The organism is Nostoc sp. ChiVER01 (genome assembly GCF_034531155.1).
Lineage (GTDB): Bacteria > Cyanobacteriota > Cyanobacteriia > Cyanobacteriales > Nostocaceae > Nostoc.
This window is the reverse complement of sequence record NZ_JAVRBS010000019.1, coordinates 74,836-90,568: the sequence shown is the minus strand read 5'-3', so window position 1 is coordinate 90,568 and position 15,733 is coordinate 74,836. Positions and strand designations below refer to the sequence as shown.

18 protein-coding genes and 1 pseudogene are annotated in these 15,733 nt (G+C 40.8%); 11 read left to right on the top strand and 8 right to left on the bottom strand.

All coding sequences use genetic code 11. The features are described 5' to 3' along the window. Positions 1-131: 131 nt before the first annotated feature. Entirely contained in the window at positions 132-1,709 is a 1,578-nt protein-coding gene (locus RMY00_RS23190) for a hypothetical protein (RefSeq protein WP_322649792.1), read from the bottom strand. An 869-nt stretch (positions 1,710-2,578) separates the two neighbouring features. On the opposite strand from RMY00_RS23190, the gene RMY00_RS23185 reads away from it, so the two are divergent. Together RMY00_RS23185 and RMY00_RS23180 are read left to right on the top strand one after the other, a co-directional pair. Then, entirely contained in the window at positions 2,579-2,851 is a 273-nt protein-coding gene (locus tag RMY00_RS23185) for a hypothetical protein (RefSeq protein WP_322649791.1), read from the top strand. Continuing rightward, entirely contained in the window at positions 2,848-3,267 is a 420-nt protein-coding gene (locus RMY00_RS23180; RefSeq protein ID WP_322649790.1) for a PIN domain-containing protein, read from the top strand. The genes RMY00_RS23185 and RMY00_RS23180 overlap by 4 nt, the downstream gene beginning before the upstream one ends. Before the next feature lie 301 nt (positions 3,268-3,568). Here the strand turns inward: RMY00_RS23180 and RMY00_RS23175 are convergent, their stop codons facing one another. The 6 genes from RMY00_RS23175 to RMY00_RS23150 all read right to left on the bottom strand — a co-directional run bounded on the left by RMY00_RS23175 (position 3,569) and on the right by RMY00_RS23150 (position 7,267). After that, positions 3,569-3,772: a hypothetical protein gene (locus tag RMY00_RS23175; RefSeq protein WP_322649789.1), complete on the bottom strand. Its 204-nt coding sequence runs from the start codon at positions 3,770-3,772 to the stop codon at positions 3,569-3,571. Between the two features lie 131 nt (positions 3,773-3,903). Further along, the gene (locus RMY00_RS23170; RefSeq protein WP_322649788.1) at positions 3,904-4,542 is read right to left on the bottom strand and encodes a histidine phosphatase family protein; all 639 of its coding nucleotides are present in this window, start codon (positions 4,540-4,542) and stop codon (positions 3,904-3,906) included. A gap of 353 nt (positions 4,543-4,895) precedes the next feature. Further along, positions 4,896-5,417, bottom strand: coding sequence for a hypothetical protein (locus RMY00_RS23165; RefSeq protein ID WP_322649787.1), 522 nt, complete (start codon positions 5,415-5,417; stop codon positions 4,896-4,898). 105 nt (positions 5,418-5,522) lie between these two features. Continuing rightward, positions 5,523-5,966 (bottom strand): hypothetical protein, encoded by a 444-nt coding sequence (locus RMY00_RS23160; RefSeq protein WP_322649786.1) that lies wholly within the window; start codon positions 5,964-5,966, stop codon positions 5,523-5,525. Between the two features lie 314 nt (positions 5,967-6,280). Then, positions 6,281-6,463, bottom strand: coding sequence for a CsbD family protein (locus RMY00_RS23155; protein WP_069070399.1), 183 nt, complete (start codon positions 6,461-6,463; stop codon positions 6,281-6,283). A gap of 351 nt (positions 6,464-6,814) precedes the next feature. After that, positions 6,815-7,267 carry a hypothetical protein gene (locus RMY00_RS23150; protein WP_322649785.1) on the bottom strand — a complete coding sequence of 151 codons (453 nt, stop codon included), beginning with the start codon at positions 7,265-7,267 and terminating at the stop codon, positions 6,815-6,817. A gap of 254 nt (positions 7,268-7,521) precedes the next feature. Here RMY00_RS23150 and uvrB point away from each other — a divergent pair, with 254 nt between their 5' ends. Then, positions 7,522-9,519 carry an excinuclease ABC subunit UvrB gene (uvrB, locus tag RMY00_RS23145; protein ID WP_322649784.1) on the top strand — a complete coding sequence of 666 codons (1,998 nt, stop codon included), beginning with the start codon at positions 7,522-7,524 and terminating at the stop codon, positions 9,517-9,519. Between the two features lie 392 nt (positions 9,520-9,911). On the opposite strand, the gene RMY00_RS23140 is transcribed toward uvrB, so the two are convergent. Next, positions 9,912-10,610: a calcium-binding protein gene (locus RMY00_RS23140; RefSeq protein WP_322649783.1), complete on the bottom strand. Its 699-nt coding sequence runs from the start codon at positions 10,608-10,610 to the stop codon at positions 9,912-9,914. A 77-nt stretch (positions 10,611-10,687) separates the two neighbouring features. On the opposite strand from RMY00_RS23140, the pseudogene RMY00_RS23135 reads away from it, so the two are divergent. From RMY00_RS23135 to RMY00_RS23105, 8 genes and pseudogenes are all read left to right on the top strand, one after another. Further along, a pseudogene (locus RMY00_RS23135) lies at positions 10,688-10,810 on the top strand (ACP S-malonyltransferase); the annotation flags it as partial. 113 nt (positions 10,811-10,923) lie between these two features. Then, entirely contained in the window at positions 10,924-11,124 is a 201-nt protein-coding gene (locus RMY00_RS23130) for a hypothetical protein (protein ID WP_322649782.1), read from the top strand. 402 nt (positions 11,125-11,526) lie between these two features. Next, positions 11,527-12,087, top strand: a complete 561-nt coding sequence (locus tag RMY00_RS23125) for a Uma2 family endonuclease (protein ID WP_322649781.1) — start codon at positions 11,527-11,529, stop codon at positions 12,085-12,087. 101 nt (positions 12,088-12,188) lie between these two features. Next, a complete protein-coding gene (locus RMY00_RS23120; protein WP_322649780.1) occupies positions 12,189-12,827 on the top strand; it encodes a hypothetical protein in 639 nt (212 codons plus the stop codon). After that, positions 12,824-12,913 carry a hypothetical protein gene (locus RMY00_RS36230; RefSeq protein WP_416212093.1) on the top strand — a complete coding sequence of 30 codons (90 nt, stop codon included), beginning with the start codon at positions 12,824-12,826 and terminating at the stop codon, positions 12,911-12,913. Before RMY00_RS23120 ends, RMY00_RS36230 begins: the two co-directional genes overlap by 4 nt. Before the next feature lie 123 nt (positions 12,914-13,036). Continuing rightward, positions 13,037-13,186, top strand: coding sequence for a hypothetical protein (locus RMY00_RS23115; protein WP_322649779.1), 150 nt, complete (start codon positions 13,037-13,039; stop codon positions 13,184-13,186). A 455-nt stretch (positions 13,187-13,641) separates the two neighbouring features. After that, on the top strand, positions 13,642-14,832 hold the full coding sequence (locus RMY00_RS23110) for a hypothetical protein (protein ID WP_322649778.1): 1,191 nt from the start codon (positions 13,642-13,644) through the stop codon (positions 14,830-14,832). A gap of 39 nt (positions 14,833-14,871) precedes the next feature. Beyond that, on the top strand, positions 14,872-15,561 hold the full coding sequence (locus RMY00_RS23105) for a hypothetical protein (protein ID WP_322649777.1): 690 nt from the start codon (positions 14,872-14,874) through the stop codon (positions 15,559-15,561). Positions 15,562-15,733: the final 172 nt, after the last annotated feature.

Here is a 15,733-nt window from a genome sequence, read left to right as displayed (position 1 = left end):
AGAAATTGAGACATAAAGAGCAACAAGCTAAGGCAGAACCTCAAAAAGTTCGGATCAACTTAACTGGAAGGCGACGTAAACTCAATTAAACACTCAGGGGTTAAAACACGAAATAGAGGAATTAACACTCCTCATGCCCCGTTTGCCAAAGTGCTGTACTCAAAAGAGCTATCTGCAAAGATAAATTTCTCAAAGCCAGTCGTAGACAAAGTAATCGTGTTTCCATTGTTGTTGAAACTGATATTGGCACTTTCAAGGGTATTGCCAGAAGTAACACCAGATACAATCAGTTGGGAGCGATTGAAAGCGCCTAAATCCAGGGTGTCAAAACCTTTACCACCATCAACACTTGCAACGCCAAATCCTTTCAAGTAGTCATTCCCAGTGCCGAGATCAATCTTGATCCCGCCACCGATAGAGACTTTTTGTTGAACTCCATCTAGGATACTGGCGGCGATCAGAGAGTCATTCCCATCACCAGTCTTAATGATTCCTTGTCCATAAATGCCGTATGCAGTACCACTAATTGTTGAAGATGCCTGTCCGGTAAGTTTGTCAGAATTCTTGCCCGTTTCAATGACTCCATCGTTGAAGATGCCATAGCTAGTGGCGTTTTTTTCAGAACTTTTTCCATAACCGATAATCGTGTCGTTGCCCGACCCTGTAGTAATGGTGGCGTCTTTAGTGTTTTGGATGCCGATTCCAGCAGTAGTACCGCGATAGCCGATGCCGCCAGTACCTGTGCCAGTGATCGTGTCTTCTCCGTCTCCGGTATCCAGTTCCTTACTGTTAGTGATACCAGTTCCAGTACCGCCACCGCCGTCGCTGTAAAACCCATCGGCACCGTTGCCGCCAGTACCTGTGCCAGTGATCGTGTCTTTTCCTGAGCCTGTATTAATACTGCCACTGTTAGCGATGCCGATTCCAGTAGCGCCGCTGCCGCCGCTGTCGCCGACAACGCCGCTGCCGCCACTACCTGTGCCAGTGATCGTGTCATCTCCGTCTCCGGTATCCAGTTCCTTACTGTTAGTGATACCAGTTCCAGTACCGCCACCGCCGCCGTCTCTGCCGCCGTCGTTGCCCCTCCCTATGCCAGTGATCGTGTCTTTTCCTGAGCCTGTATTAATACTGCTACTGTTAGTGATGCCGATTGCATTACCGCCACTGCCGCCCACGAAACCCCCACCACTCTCGCCGCCAGTAGCGGTGCCGGCGATCGCATCGTTTCCATCTCCTGCATTAATACTGCCACTGTTAGTGATGCCGATTGCATTACCGCCATTGCCGCCGAAGTAACCCGAACCACCTGTGCCGCCAGTAGCGGTGCCGGTGATCGTGTCGTTTCCATTTCCTGCATTAATACCGCCACTGTTAGCAATGCCTGTTCCAAAAGCACCATTGCCACTGTTATTGAGACCGCCACTGCCACTGCCGCCGTTGCCTGTGCCAGCGATCGCGTCGTTTCCATCTCCTGCATCAATACTGCCACTGTTAGCGATGCCTGTCCCAGAAGCACCGTCGCTGCTCTGTTCAGGGCCGTTATCGCCAGTAGCGATGCCAGTGATCGTGTCTATTCCTGAAAGTGTACGAATGGAACCTCCAGTTAAAATATCAATACCAATTGCGGGTGATGCATTTAACTGTTCTCCGATTAAAGTATCTGCACCCCCAGTGCCGATGAAATTGGGTGGAACGTTTAGTCTAGACATGAGCAAAATCCTCTTAATTAGGTTAGTACGATCGCAAAAGCTGTTTCCACGCGATCGCGCACAATATACATAATCCAGTTTTTTTGTACAGTACGTAAGTCCTAGTTCCAACAAAATAGTTAGAATTTCAGGGCATTAAACCCACCCAACAATAGATGCGTAGGTCTAGCCCGCACTTCTCTACGAGACGCTGCGCGAACGACATACGGCGTTGCTGAATCATCGGATGATTTCGCCCAATTTGGAACGAATTATCAATGGTTTCAAGCGCCGATTCATCTTGCATTTATGCAACGCCCGATATACTTCGACTGCGCTACCTTGGGTGCAGGATGGGCTAGGTTAATTCAGATCCCCCACTTCTTCAAGAAGTTGAGGATCTGGCAGCCCTTCAAATAAGTTTTGTTTAAGCATTGGTAGCGATCGCATAGATCGCACTACCCTAAAGAGCGATCGCATAAGCTTTTGTCAAAAAGTTGTAACCTTAAGCCTTAATGCCGTAACCTTAAGCCTTAATGTTGTAACGTTAAGCCTTAAGGTTATAGCGTTAAGCCTCAATGTTATAAGGTTAAGCCTTAAGGTTGTAGCATTAAGCCTTAATGTTATAGCGTTAAGCCTTAATGTTATAGCGTTAAGCCTTAATGTTGTAATGTTGGTGACGACAAGACATTCATTTATAACTGCGATCGTTGATTTAAGAACTAATAAATTCTCTCTAGGTAATTTTCTAGAACACCGATTCTGGTAAATAGAATGTAGGTTGGGTTGAGGAACGAAACTCAACACCTCAAAGTTTTGTAATTGCTGGGTTTCACTCCGTTCAAACGCCACTTCACTGTTCTATCCTAGAAACAAAAAGGAGCAAAAGTATGCAAGCCTACAAGCTGAACGCCACAATTGATGAATCAGGTAATTTAATTATTGACGAACCTCTAAATATTGCTCCTGGAAAAGTGGAAGTGATTATTTTGCAGCCAGTTCCATCCTTGAAAACTTATACTGAGCCACAGCCAGAAAAGCCGAAAAGGAAGTCTAAAGTCAAAGCATTTGAAGGTTTATTTGAAAATGCCCCACCCACACCACCAGACTTTGACCCAGACCAAGCCCGATGGGAAGCTTTAAAAGAGAAACATAATCTGTGAAAATCTTGTTAGACACCAACATCATTGTAGATGATGCCCTTGAGCGTGAACCTTTTCTAGAGGCGAGCGAACAAGTGTTGGTACTAGTTGAGCAAGGACAGGTAGAAGGTTATATTTCCGCCTCAACTTTTAGTGATTTGTATTACATCATCCGTAGGGCAAGGGATCGAGAGTGGACACTTACTTATTTAAGGCAGTTGGTCAACTTCTGCCGTGTCGCTACTGTAGACAGTACCGCAATCAACATGGCACTAAACCTTAACTTTAGAGATTTTGAAGACGCTATTCAATACAGCGCTGCGGTACTCAATCATTTAGATGCTATTATTACTCGCAACCCTAGAGATTTTCCAGTTGCTACTCCCAGAATTATCACACCTGAAGAGTTGATTCAGGAAGTAACAAATACTCCATAAATAATTAAGTCAAATATATTATGAATGCCCAATTAACCCCTGTCGAAATCCAATAATTTCAGCAACTTCTGCCAAACGATACCCCAGCACAACATGCACTTACTACCCTACAACAACACAACGGCAATCTAGAAACCAGTTTTGATGAACTCTGGCAAGAGAAAGTCGGCAAAACAGATTATAGTCGTGGCAAAAAATCTCTCTTACAACTTACCCTTGACGAAATCCGCGCGGAAATATGTGGTGATGATGGTTTACGGGGCAAAATCAAAGAATACACTAATAACCCAATACGGTTCAGTTAAGGAAATTTATCTGTTAAGGCAGGCAGGGGAAGCAGGGGACGCAGGGGGAGAGAATAAAAGCTTAACTGAACTGTATTGACTAATAACCCTGGTAGTTCTTCTCTGCTCAACAGTATCATTGGCTCACTGGTTGCCGTTGCAGCAGTACATGGCATCCCGATTGATGGGGCGTAGGCGTAGCCCGTCGCAGACATCGCCACAATTGTCGTGTTATATATTATCAAAATTGGAATAAACGTTCTCTGCAAATACACTGAGCCAGATAGCCAGCCAGAGTAAGGGTAAAAATAATATTGTAAAGACGCGATTAATCGCGTCTCTCCTAAATCCCTCATGTCCCCGGTAAATTTCGCAAACGGCTATCCAAATGACTATGGTCTGCCAAAACCTTTAATAGTGGCCCATGTGAGCTAAATTCTACAATACTCACTGAAGCAACAGGGCATCCCAAACGAAAACGGAAGCGTCCCACATCAATCCCCAGTACACTACACAGAATAATTCTGATGGTTGCCTTGTGTGAAACAACTAAAACATTCCCACTACTATAATTTTGTTTAATTTCTTCAATTACCTGCAACGCACGAGAAGCAATTGTCACAGCCATTTCTCCGCCAGTTGGAGCATTCCAAGCCGGATCTGCTGACCAACGAATATAATCATCGTGATATTCACGACTAATTACTTCTGGCGTTCTTCCTTCCCACTCACCATAGTTAATTTCCTTTAAACCATCTCTGAGTTGTGGTTCTATCTTTATTGCTTCACATAAAGGTTTTGCTGTCAAAACAGTTCGCTGCATTGGACTACAAAATATTGCTGTCCAATCCATAGAACTATATGCGTCAGCAAAAGCCTTTGCCATCTCCAACCCTTCTGGGGTAAGTTCTGAGTTTATGGAACCGCAAAAGGAATTATTGCGGCTGCATTCTGTCTGTCCGTGCCGGAGAAAATAAAGAGTTAGGCTCACGGTATATTCTCAGTAAATTTAACAGCGTTAACAATCAGATGTAGCTAAAGATAGTTAATGCCTGTGGTATATTACTACAGTTTTTTGATATTTAGAATAATTTTCAGAGCAAAGTTACCGCAAGGCGGAAATCAAAAGTCAAAAGTCAAAAGTCAAAATAATTTTATTCCGAGCGTCTTGCACCATTTCAAATAGTATGTTTATTTTTGCGCCTGCTGTACTGTATTAGCTCTGTCGTAGATATTATCGCTATTGAGCGATCGCTTATCTGGCTCATTTTAATAAGCAAAAAATAAAGGTGGGTTATTACCCACCTAATCTCTTACTCATCCTCCAAACTTAAAATTCAGAAGTTACTTGCGACCACCCAACCATTTAGCCGCCGCAATTCCGAGAATACCTGCAACTACAGGATTACTGAGGAACTTGATAATCCCTGGTTGCTCCGCTAGCACTTCGCGGAAAATGTCGGGGTGGTTATGATACACAAAGGACGCTAGTTTGCTAACATCATCAGCACTCATACGGCTGGCGTGGTGTGTAGAAAGTCCCAACTGTTGCTCTAGATGCTTCTCGTCTAGTTTTCTTTCTTTCAAATGTTTGAAAAAGGCTCTTGCTACATCATCCCGTTCATTGGGTTTAATTTGTGCGATCGCCTGTTGTAATTCTGGCTCCATTTGGCTAGTTGGAATGCGATCGGGATGTAAAGATTTCCCAAATAAATGCCGACGTTGGTCTGGTGTTGTCCGTTGAGCAAAATCATCAAAATTTTGATATTCCGCCGTTGATTCGGCTGTAGTATCATCCAGAGATTCAACATCACCTTTAGCCAAATCTTTCATTATTTGACGTTTGTAATCTTCGCTGGTTGCCACTTTAATAATCTCCTTTTTTATCAAACTCTTTGGATGGCTAATATTTCCAAGCCTTAATTCCAAATTCATCAAACTATCTTCAACTTTTAATTGCAAATACAGCAATTAGGTATACTTGACTTGATTAGTTTGAGTGTCATATTCAGTAGTCAAAATCAATTGCTTATCAGGTGCGTAAATTAAAACCTTTAAATCTTGTTTTGGAAAGTTTTTATGAAAACCTTGAACTAAAGATTTTGCTAATGGTCGCACTTCGTTCGGACGAACTTTAGGGGAAATTACAACACCCAGTTTGTTATTATCACGAACAAAAGCGTCCTGAACTAATCCTTGAGATGCTTGGACAACCCAGTTACCAAAGGTTTGTCCTCCTGGGGTATTGCCTCGCTCTAACTCTGCATAAGTTACATCTCGACCAATTGCTGAGGGATTAGTTGAGCTGTCAACTCGTGACATTGTACTTGTACCACCACAAGCGGTAGTTATCAGCAGTACTCCGATTAAAAGGAAAGTCGCCAATATTTTGCGACTTTGCTGAAGCAGTATCATTTTTTACCTCCTAAAAAACACTTTAAACAACAGATAGAATAGGTTTTATATTCAAACTAATTGCTTGCATTTATAAAGTTGGAATATATAAAGGTTATTCCTCTTATTTGTAATACATTTATTTTTCAATGCAGAGACGTAATTTATTACGTCTCTACAAAAAAGTCTGCACAAGCTATTTCTTTAACTTTCCAAGCTTGCTAAAAGGAAAATAAAGAAGTATAGACTTGAATTTTCAATCCTTCATACTTTTTTGCAAAAATGGAATCCACCCCATTTATATTCCTATTTCTGCAAAAAATTTGGATTATTTATTAGTCAATGTTTTTCTTGACATTATCTTTCACGTCTTCAATACCGTGACGTACTTCACTCTCAGCTTGCTTTGCTTTACCTTTAGCTTTATCTTCTGGATCTCCAGTGATATTTCCTAAAGCTTCTTGGGCTTTACCTTCAACATTTTTAGCAGCTGCTTTTGCGCGATCTTCTATGCTCATTTTGTACTCCTAATTTAATCAAAAATTTATTTCAAAGTTTGTTTACAGCTTTGAAATATTTTGTTATTACCTTTACACACTAACTTAAACTTTTTGCTAAAGCCTTCCACCACAAGGCATATTAAACAATTAAAAATTAAAAATTAAGAATGAAAAATTAATAAAAGTAGTTAGAGTAAGCATTTTGGCTATTGTTGGAATCTCAAATAAGGCAATAATGGCTGAACTATCTATGCTAAAAGACATAGAACAAGTGCAAATATGGTAATCTCCATTTTTGACTGTTTAAATAAAAAAACCCAGCTTCGTGTAGAAACTGGGTTAATAAATTTATGAGTATATTTTATTTGTCTAATCTAGAAAACCCATCAAGTTTTCAGGATTGTCAATCTCATTTGATGCTATCGGACGATTACCGAAGGTCGAATAGCTTTCATCAATTACCAATGAACTTGAGGCAATTGGACGAATCCCAGAGAGATTCATACTTTCAACAATTTGGAATTTATTAGCACCAATTGGGCGAATACCCATTGCATTATAGGTTTCAACTACTTCCAAATTACTAGTGCTAACAGGACGCACCCCAGAAATTGAAAGGTGTTCAGCAACTTCTAGGTCGCTAGCGCCTATGGGACGAATTCCAGAAATGGCAAGTGTTCCAGAAGCTCCCACTGGCAGTTCATTAACTTCATCGACTTTATCAGCATTCAAGCTCTGGTCTTGTTGATTTTCAACTTCCTCTGTAGACTTGGCATGCTTTTGCCGAGAACTGCTTGCTTTGCCAGCGTTGCTAATAGTCATAAACGAAAACCTCTGGTTTGTTAATTGAATTTTACAATAATTAAGGAAAGATGAAATTTTTTCCCATATACTTTTAGAGTTTAACCTTAAAAAACCTCATATAGATATAAGAATCTTTAAAACTGATACATAAGCAAATTTTAATAAATAAGTTTTGTAAAAATTTATTACTATTTATTTGGTCTAATAACCCAGCTACAATGGATACAGGGCGGAATCGTCACCATGAGATAGGGTATTTTCAGCAAAATTGTATGACAGAATTTTGTCTTCAAGCTCCCTTTAGTCCCACAGGCGATCAACCACAAGCGATCGCACAGCTTACTGCTAGTATCCAAGCGGGTAATCGTTACCAAACTTTACTAGGAGCCACTGGAACTGGTAAGACATTTTCGGTAGCAGCAGTTATTGAGAAAATTGGCAAGCCTACTTTAGTTCTGGCGCATAACAAAACCCTTGCTGCCCAGCTTTGTAATGAGTTGCGAGATTTTTTTCCCAACAACGCAGTTGAGTATTTTGTCAGCTACTACGATTATTATCAGCCAGAAGCGTATATTCCCGTTACCGATACTTATATTGAAAAAACGGCAGCGATTAATGATGAAATAGATATGTTGCGGCATTCAGCGACGCGATCGCTTTTTGAACGCCGTGATGTCATTGTCGTTGCTTCCATCAGTTGCATCTACGGTTTAGGAATGCCAGCAGAATATCTGAAAGCTGCCATCCCCCTTCAGATAGGTATGGAAGTAAATCAACGCCAAATTTTACGGGATTTGGCAAACGTTCAATATAGCCGCAACGACATAGAAATGGGTCGGGGAAAATTTCGCGTCCGTGGTGATGTCTTAGAAATTGGCCCAGCTTATGAAGACCGAATTATTCGTGTCGAATTTTTTGGTGATGAAATTGACGCGATTCGCTATATTGACCCGGTGACAGGTGAAATTCTCAAGAGTTTGGAAGCGGTAAATATCTACCCAGCACGCCACTTTGTCACCCCAGAAGAACGGTTAGAAGTAGCTTGTAATGACATTGCAGCCGAATTAAAACAGCAAAAACTAGACTTAGAACAAGCTGGGAAACTATTAGAAGCGCAACGCATAGATCAACGTACACGCTATGATCTAGAAATGCTGCGCGAAGTGGGTTACTGCAACGGCGTTGAGAACTATTCCCGTCACTTAGCAGGAAGACAAGCTGGAGAAGCACCAGAATGTTTAATTGATTATTTTCCCAAGGATTGGCTACTAGTTATAGATGAATCTCACGTTACAGTGCCACAAATTCGAGGCATGTATAACGGTGATCAAGCTAGAAAAAAAGTTTTAATTGAACATGGATTTCGGCTTCCTAGTGCTGCTGATAATCGTCCTTTGAAAGCCGAGGAATTCTGGGAAAAGGTAAATCAGTGTGTTTTTGTTTCAGCAACTCCCGGAAATTGGGAATTAGAAGTTTCTGAAGATCATGTAGTTGAGCAAGTGATTCGACCAACTGGAGTGGTTGATCCAGAAATTTCTGTGCGTCCCACAGAAGGACAAATTGATGATTTGTTGGGAGAAATTAAAGATAGAGCCGATCGCCATGAACGAGTGTTAATTACTACATTAACTAAGCGAATGGCGGAGGATTTAACAGAATATTTGCAAGACCACGGTATAAGGGTAAGGTATTTACATTCCGAGATTACTTCTATTGAGCGCATTGAAATTTTGCAGAACTTGCGCGAGGGAAATTTTGATGTATTAGTTGGTGTGAATTTGCTGCGGGAAGGGTTAGATTTACCTGAAGTTTCTTTAGTAGCAATTATGGATGCAGATAAAGAAGGTTTTTTGCGAACCGAGCGCTCCTTAATTCAAACTATTGGTAGAGCCGCGCGTCACGTCCAAGGACAAGCAATTTTATATGCCGATAATCTGACAGGTAGCATGATTAAAGCTATTGATGAAACAGATAGACGGCGTGGTATTCAGACAGCACATAATCGATTGCATGGAATTACACCACAACCAATTGTCAAAAAATCAAGTAATGCGATTTTGGCTTTTTTAGATGTATCTCGGCGGTTAAATGCAACTGACTTAAAAGTTGTAGATGAACATATAGATGAACTGCCATTAGAACAGATTCCAGGATTGATTACTCTGTTAGAAGCGCAGATGAAAGAAGCGGCGAAGAAACTAGAATTTGAAGAGGCTGCAAAATTGCGCGATCGCATTAAACATCTGCGGGATAAAATGCTAGGACGTTAAGTGAATCTTACGCTCACGAATCAGCAATTATTCGCATAGAAAGGTTATTAGGTCAAAATTTGGGAGCCAGCCGCGTGGGAAAAACTTCGGGCAGCTAGCGAAGGCAAAGCGCGAATGTAAGACATGATTTTTTTGATTGATCACAATCTCAAAGATCATGTCCTAATTTTCTTTGGTGCGATCGCCAATATCAAATCCGGTTAAATGCACACAGTTAAATTGTTGTTTGTTTCTGGCCACCAGTGGTAATAAATTAGACCACGAATTAAATCACGCTCGTTAGATAGTAGCTTGCAACGTTGAAATAAAACGGATTCTAGCTCATCTAAGGAATCAAATGACTGATTAGCAATCGCCTGATTCGTGACAGACCATAACCGCACACACGGTTTCTAGAAAATGATGATGGCACCATTGAAAACCGCGAATGAGCTGAAACTAGGGGAAACTGTCGCAATCTGAGTGTCTTCAACGAACAGTGCGCCTGAAATTACGTCGGTCGTAATCGCATCGAGAGCGTCTATATCTATTCCAAAACCTTCGGCGGAAATCCAAATCTCATCAATTGTGTATGTGAAGTCAGTGATGGTATCAATTCCTTCATCTGGGGAATTAAAGTAAAATCTATCGTTACCGTCTCCGCCTGTAAGTATATCCCTGCCCAAGCCTCCAACTAGGTCGTCATTACCGTCTCCGCCTGTAAGTATGTCCCTGCCCAAGCCTCCAACTAGGGCGTCATTACTGGCATTACCTTCTAACACGTCATTGCCATCATTGCCAATCAGGCTATCATTGCCAGCGCCACCGAAAAGGCTGTCAGCACCCGCCCCACCTTCTAAGGTGTCATTACGGGTGCCGCCAGTCAGCACATCGTTGCCATTATTGCCAATCAGTCTATCATTGCCAGCACCACCTAAAAGGCTGTCATCACCAGTACCACCATTTAAGATATCGTCACCAAAGCTGCCATTCAGGGTGTCATTACCAGACGGGCTATTAGCATTGCCACCCCTAGCCCATCCATATAATATGTCATTTCCCGAAGTTCCATTTATTGTTTCAGAACCTGTGGTACCGTAGATAGTTGCCATTTTTGTTTTTTCCTAACTTTCCTAATTGATGTTCAGGGTAAAGTCAGCTTATCACAATTGCAGAAATGGATTTATCGATCAACAGTGATGACAGCGTTGTTTGGCGATTAGCTCACGAAAATCAGATGATTTTGCTTACAGCTAATCGCAGCATGAAAGGGAAAGATTCGCTCGAACAAATCATACGTGAAGAAAATACCTGAGCATCGTTACCCGTAATTACGATTGGCAATACTAGCCTATTTGAGATAGAGAGAATCGCTCTTTACATCAAAGCTATAATTTGATCGAGATCGAAGAGTTGGAAACTAATATGTCAACCCTTGAACAAATTGAAGCAGCGATTCTTACGCTTCCAGCAGATGACTTTCAGCGACTCAAGCAGTGGTTCTTTGATGTTGATTACCAGCGTTGGGATGAGCAGCTAGAGCAAGACATCGCAGACGGAAAATTAGACGCTTTGGCAGAAGAAGCGATTGTTGAATTCAAGGCGGGTCACTGCCGGGAAATCTAGAATGCATTACACGACACGAAGATTTTGGAAGTGTTATGACACTCTATCTGCAACCGTTCAGGATACGGCAGACCAGTGTTACAAGCTTCTGAAAACTGATCCGTTGCTCTTTGGCGTTTAGATCCTTACCACAATAGTCTTCAGTTCAAACGAGTTAGCCAGCGCCAACCAATCTATTCGGCTCGTGTTAGTTTAGACTACCGCGTTCTTGGCTTGTTGCAGGATGATCACATTTACTGGTTCTGGATTGGCACACATACAGACAGAGTATGACGAGTTGCTTCAAAGGTTGTAGCGTCAGTAGCCTAACCGTTAGCTTCTCCATGCGCGTAAGCGTAACCCGTTGTAGACATCGCATTAAACATCTGCGAGATAAAATGTTATGACGTTAATGTGAATCTTATGCTCACCAATATTCGCCTAATTAGTGTTCAAGAATATCACAAAATGGCGGAAACGGGAATTTTTCATCCTGAAGAACGCTTAGAATTAATCGCGGGACAAATCATCAAAATGTCAGCAAAAGGAACTGCTCACGAATCAGCAATTACCCGCACAGAAAGGTTATTACGTCAACGTTTGGATGACAAAGTTTTATTAAGAATCCAGTCACCAGTGCAACTTGATGATTATTCGGAACCAGAACCAGATATTTCAGTGGTGAAGCTGAATCCATTAGATTATGAGGATCACCATCCCAATGCTTCCGAAGTGTTTTTACTGATTGAAATAGCTGATTCCAGTCTCAAATATGATCGAGAAGTAAAAGCGATCACTTATGCTAAGTCAGGTATTATTGAGTACTGGATTTTAGATGTCAATGGACGCAAGTTGTATATGTATCGTCTCCCCAGTCTAGACGGATATCACAGTGAGAGCATACTTGCAGAAGATGTGACAATATCACCTTTAGCCTTCCCTGAATGTGCGATCGCTATTCGGGAATTGTTGCGAAAAATCTAGGAAGCGATCGCCAGAAAGTATCTATGGAATAATTTGAATACTCAGGTGAAGAAGCCAGACCTGATAACATCACTCGTGTTCATATTAATGCTGCGATCGCTTTGTTTCGTGAGCCAGGAACTATCGCGCAAGTCACAGGGTTCATTCATGAAAACGGAATGAACATTAATATATCTGGCACAGGTGCTAGGTATGGGGAAGAGTTTATGAAATGCTTGACCCAAAATGATATCCAGCCCTGGTTTTATCCAGTGAAACCAGTTTATGAGAGATTCCAAGAATGGTCAGGAAAGTCTGAAAATTTTTATGAACTAGATTTAGATTTATCAAATCACGAGCGTCTGAAATATTGGGAGCAGTTTTTAATAGATGAGATTGTTCCGCATCTCTATACAGAGAGACTAAATATTTTTGGTGGAAGGCGAACAGGAACCTGGCAAAAATCTTGGCAGATAGATGAGACAGAAGAGGACTATCCAGATAAAGATCAATTAGAAGCAATTCTCTCTAATACTGCTTTTTATTGTACTTTCTTGGATGAGATTGCAAGTTTGCGAGTATTGAATAAACTCACTGTGCCAGACCAGAAAGCCAAGAGAACTCTGAGAAAACATATTTATGTTGGTGTAATAGCGTGTCTTGAAACTTACTTGTCTGATGCGTTTATAAATACGGTGTTGTCGAACAAAGATTATTTAAAGACTATCCAAATGATAAGTACGGCCCAAGCTGTCTCATGAGTGGCTTGACCCAAGCTCGAAGACCCATTCACATTCAATGTAGCTATCCCTCTCGTCCATTAATCAAAATTATTACTCTGTATTAACCTGACCCACAAAAATCGAATGAAGACTTTACACAAAGGAGAAACCGTGGCAATGATTGATGAGCAAGAAACGCTAGTTGAAAAAAGGTAACTTACACCTTAGAGCTAAATGGACAGATATTCATGATTGAGAACGTACCTGCTCGCGTGAATGAGGAGACAGGAGAACAATTTTTTTCTCCATCAACTGTAGAGCAGTTACAGCAAATTATCCTCAGTGGGCAACAGCCGGATCACTTCACTGAAGTTCCTGTATACTACTATGTAGCATAATTATTGAAGATACTGATTTGTTCCAATAAGTGTAGTTTGAAATCGAAGCCACCGAAGCATAAAATCCCTTCCAGATGATCTGGTGATGATGATCGATACCGCAGATATTGTTGATCTCAGCATCGCCAGTCTTTGTGAAGAGCAACAGGTTTTGTATAGCAAAACCAAAGTAAGGTATCTGCATAATAAATCTTAAATCAGTAAACCAAAAACTTGTTTATACACCGTAGCTCCGTAAACAGGGAGACAAAGCGTAGCTTTTACGGGGTAGAGTCATCCGGATTTAGTAAGTAATTAAGCGAATATGATATAAGTCCTAATTTGATATCCTACCTTTTGCTGCTCTACTGGTCTAATTGCCTATATTTACGTAATATTACTATTTTAGATTAGTAGATTTTGCGTATAAATTACTGGTGTATTTCCGTAAACAATTTTACAAAAGGAATATTTTGATGGATAAAATACGAAAAATGGACAAAGGTAGTAATACTTACAAAGCTATTACTGTTAACTATGCTTCGTGGAATTTAGGGACAATCTTAATAGCTTTTCTTCTACTATTGACAGGTATTTTTAGCAAATCGGCAGTTGCTGCGGATAATATTGTTTCTGAAAACCAAGAAGTTCAGTTAAGTACGTCTCAAAGTCTGAAAGCATCTTTTATTATATCTGAGCTTAATTCCCAGCCGAATATCAGCTTGCAGCAAAGGTTTGCGGCATCTAAAAAAAGTAATATTGTTGCTGAATTAGAGACTGCAAGGATTCGTGATGGTTTTACTGCTAACGTTAAGTCTAGAACTTTTGATCCCGACACATCCTCTAATATATTGAAACAAAAACAACCTCAAATTTTTGTACAAACAGACTCTTCAGAAATTTTGGGTGATACTTTTGGCGAGACTAATAAATTACGCCAAGAACTTTTAATTGATCCTATCGTAAGGTTAGGTGAACCGCCAAAAGCTTCCCCTGGTTCAACTGCGGGTACTCCTTCTGCCTATGGTGCAAGTTTTGGTCAAGCCTATATTGGTGGTGGTCTATTTTTTCCTTTCGATGAAGATAAAGATAGGGTAGATGGTTCTTTGTCTGTTGGTTTTGGTTTAGGAAATGCAGTTAAATCTATAGGATTGGAAGTTAATGCCAATATTACTAGTGTAGGCGGTGGCGACAATTTTGATTTTGGTGATAGCGGTGGTGTAGGTTTTAAACTACACAGATATTTAGGCAATGGTACATCTGTAGCTGTGGGTTGGTCAAATCCTATCAAATGGGGAGATGTTACCAGGGCTAAAGATACTATTTATGGGGTAGTTACTAAATCATTTTCACTACAACCAGATAATGCTAATAACAAATTACCTTTGACTATTTCTGTTGGTCTTGGTAGTGGTGCTTTTCGTTCTAAGGGTGCAATAGAAGCAGGTGAAAATTCTGCTAATCTTTTTGCTAGTTTAGGTTTGAGGGTAATACCTCAAGTATCCTTAGTAAGTAGCTGGACTGGAAATCGTGTCAATATGGGTGCATCTTTTGCTCCCTTAAAAAACATCCCTATAGTGATCAATACTATTTTCACGGATGTTACTAGTAATTTTGATTCTGGCTTAGGTTTTGCGTTGAGTGCAGGGTACAGTTTTCGATTTTAAATGCTGAGTTATATTGGAATTTCGTCAAAAATAAAAACAATGAAGAAACAATCATTCTTTCTCGTTGCCATAACATTCACTATTTTCACTTATCTAGTGAGTGTGCCCATGAGAGTAAATGCTGGTAGTGTTGGTATCACAGGTAGTAGTGATGATTCTTCCTCCTCATCTGGTGATAATTTTAATCCAGTAAATAATCAATCATCTCCTGAACTTGCACCTGGAGTGAATGTGGAAATTGGTAATGATGGCGGTAGTCTTAACACATCAGCAGAAATTCAAAATAGTTTAAATACAGCCCTCTCCAATGTATTAAGCCAAACTCCAGCAGCCAATAGTCCAGCTGCTGCCATTCTAGCTATCTTGCAGGGAGGAGCAAATGCAGCACAAGCAGCTAATCAACTACAGGCTTCTCTAGCGAATTTAGGAGTTCCAACATCATCAGCACAGTCTTTGGTAAGTGCTTTATTAGGTCTAGCTGGGAATAAATCTGCATCTGTGTCAGGTTTTACTGTGGGTACCAAAGGTTTAGTAGCGAATTCAATAGCTCAAAAAGAAGCTTCCCCAACTGTAAATATTAATCAGTTGAATGCTGCTATTAGTGCTTATAACAAGATTGTTATGGAAAGCAATCCGAAAGTTCTCCGGCAATTATCAAAAGATGCGGGTTTTCGGGAAATTGGTAATCTGCTTAAGCAATTAAGAGCTGCTTTGAATAGTAAAGGATAGGGGATAGATGTGAAAGTCTATTGATGTCTCTTTGCGATCGCACTGCTGGATCAAATCGCTTGATAATGGTGTGTTTCTTAATCTCGACACAGGTGAAGTGATACCGATTATCCAGGTGGAGGCAGATAAGCTAGATAATCGTTTTAAAATGGTAAGTGCGATCGCTTAGGGC

What these genes read in the sequence shown, in the direction of transcription:
- RMY00_RS23190 (WP_322649792.1), bottom strand. Translation starts at nt 1,709, where the DNA reads ATGTCTAGACTAAACGTTCCACCCAATTTCATCGGCACTGGGGGTGCA.
- RMY00_RS23185 (WP_322649791.1), top strand. Translation starts at nt 2,579, where the DNA reads ATGCAAGCCTACAAGCTGAACGCCACAATTGATGAATCAGGTAATTTA.
- RMY00_RS23160 (WP_322649786.1), bottom strand. Translation starts at nt 5,966, where the DNA reads ATGATACTGCTTCAGCAAAGTCGCAAAATATTGGCGACTTTCCTTTTA.
- RMY00_RS23155 (WP_069070399.1), bottom strand. Translation starts at nt 6,463, where the DNA reads ATGAGCATAGAAGATCGCGCAAAAGCAGCTGCTAAAAATGTTGAAGGT.
- RMY00_RS23150 (WP_322649785.1), bottom strand. Translation starts at nt 7,267, where the DNA reads ATGACTATTAGCAACGCTGGCAAAGCAAGCAGTTCTCGGCAAAAGCAT.
- uvrB (WP_322649784.1), top strand. Translation starts at nt 7,522, where the DNA reads ATGACAGAATTTTGTCTTCAAGCTCCCTTTAGTCCCACAGGCGATCAA.
- RMY00_RS23140 (WP_322649783.1), bottom strand. Translation starts at nt 10,610, where the DNA reads ATGGCAACTATCTACGGTACCACAGGTTCTGAAACAATAAATGGAACT.
- RMY00_RS23130 (WP_322649782.1), top strand. Translation starts at nt 10,924, where the DNA reads ATGTCAACCCTTGAACAAATTGAAGCAGCGATTCTTACGCTTCCAGCA.
- RMY00_RS23125 (WP_322649781.1), top strand. Translation starts at nt 11,527, where the DNA reads ATGCTCACCAATATTCGCCTAATTAGTGTTCAAGAATATCACAAAATG.
- RMY00_RS36230 (WP_416212093.1), top strand. Translation starts at nt 12,824, where the DNA reads ATGAGTGGCTTGACCCAAGCTCGAAGACCCATTCACATTCAATGTAGC.
- RMY00_RS23115 (WP_322649779.1), top strand. Translation starts at nt 13,037, where the DNA reads ATGATTGAGAACGTACCTGCTCGCGTGAATGAGGAGACAGGAGAACAA.
- RMY00_RS23110 (WP_322649778.1), top strand. Translation starts at nt 13,642, where the DNA reads ATGGATAAAATACGAAAAATGGACAAAGGTAGTAATACTTACAAAGCT.
- RMY00_RS23105 (WP_322649777.1), top strand. Translation starts at nt 14,872, where the DNA reads ATGAAGAAACAATCATTCTTTCTCGTTGCCATAACATTCACTATTTTC.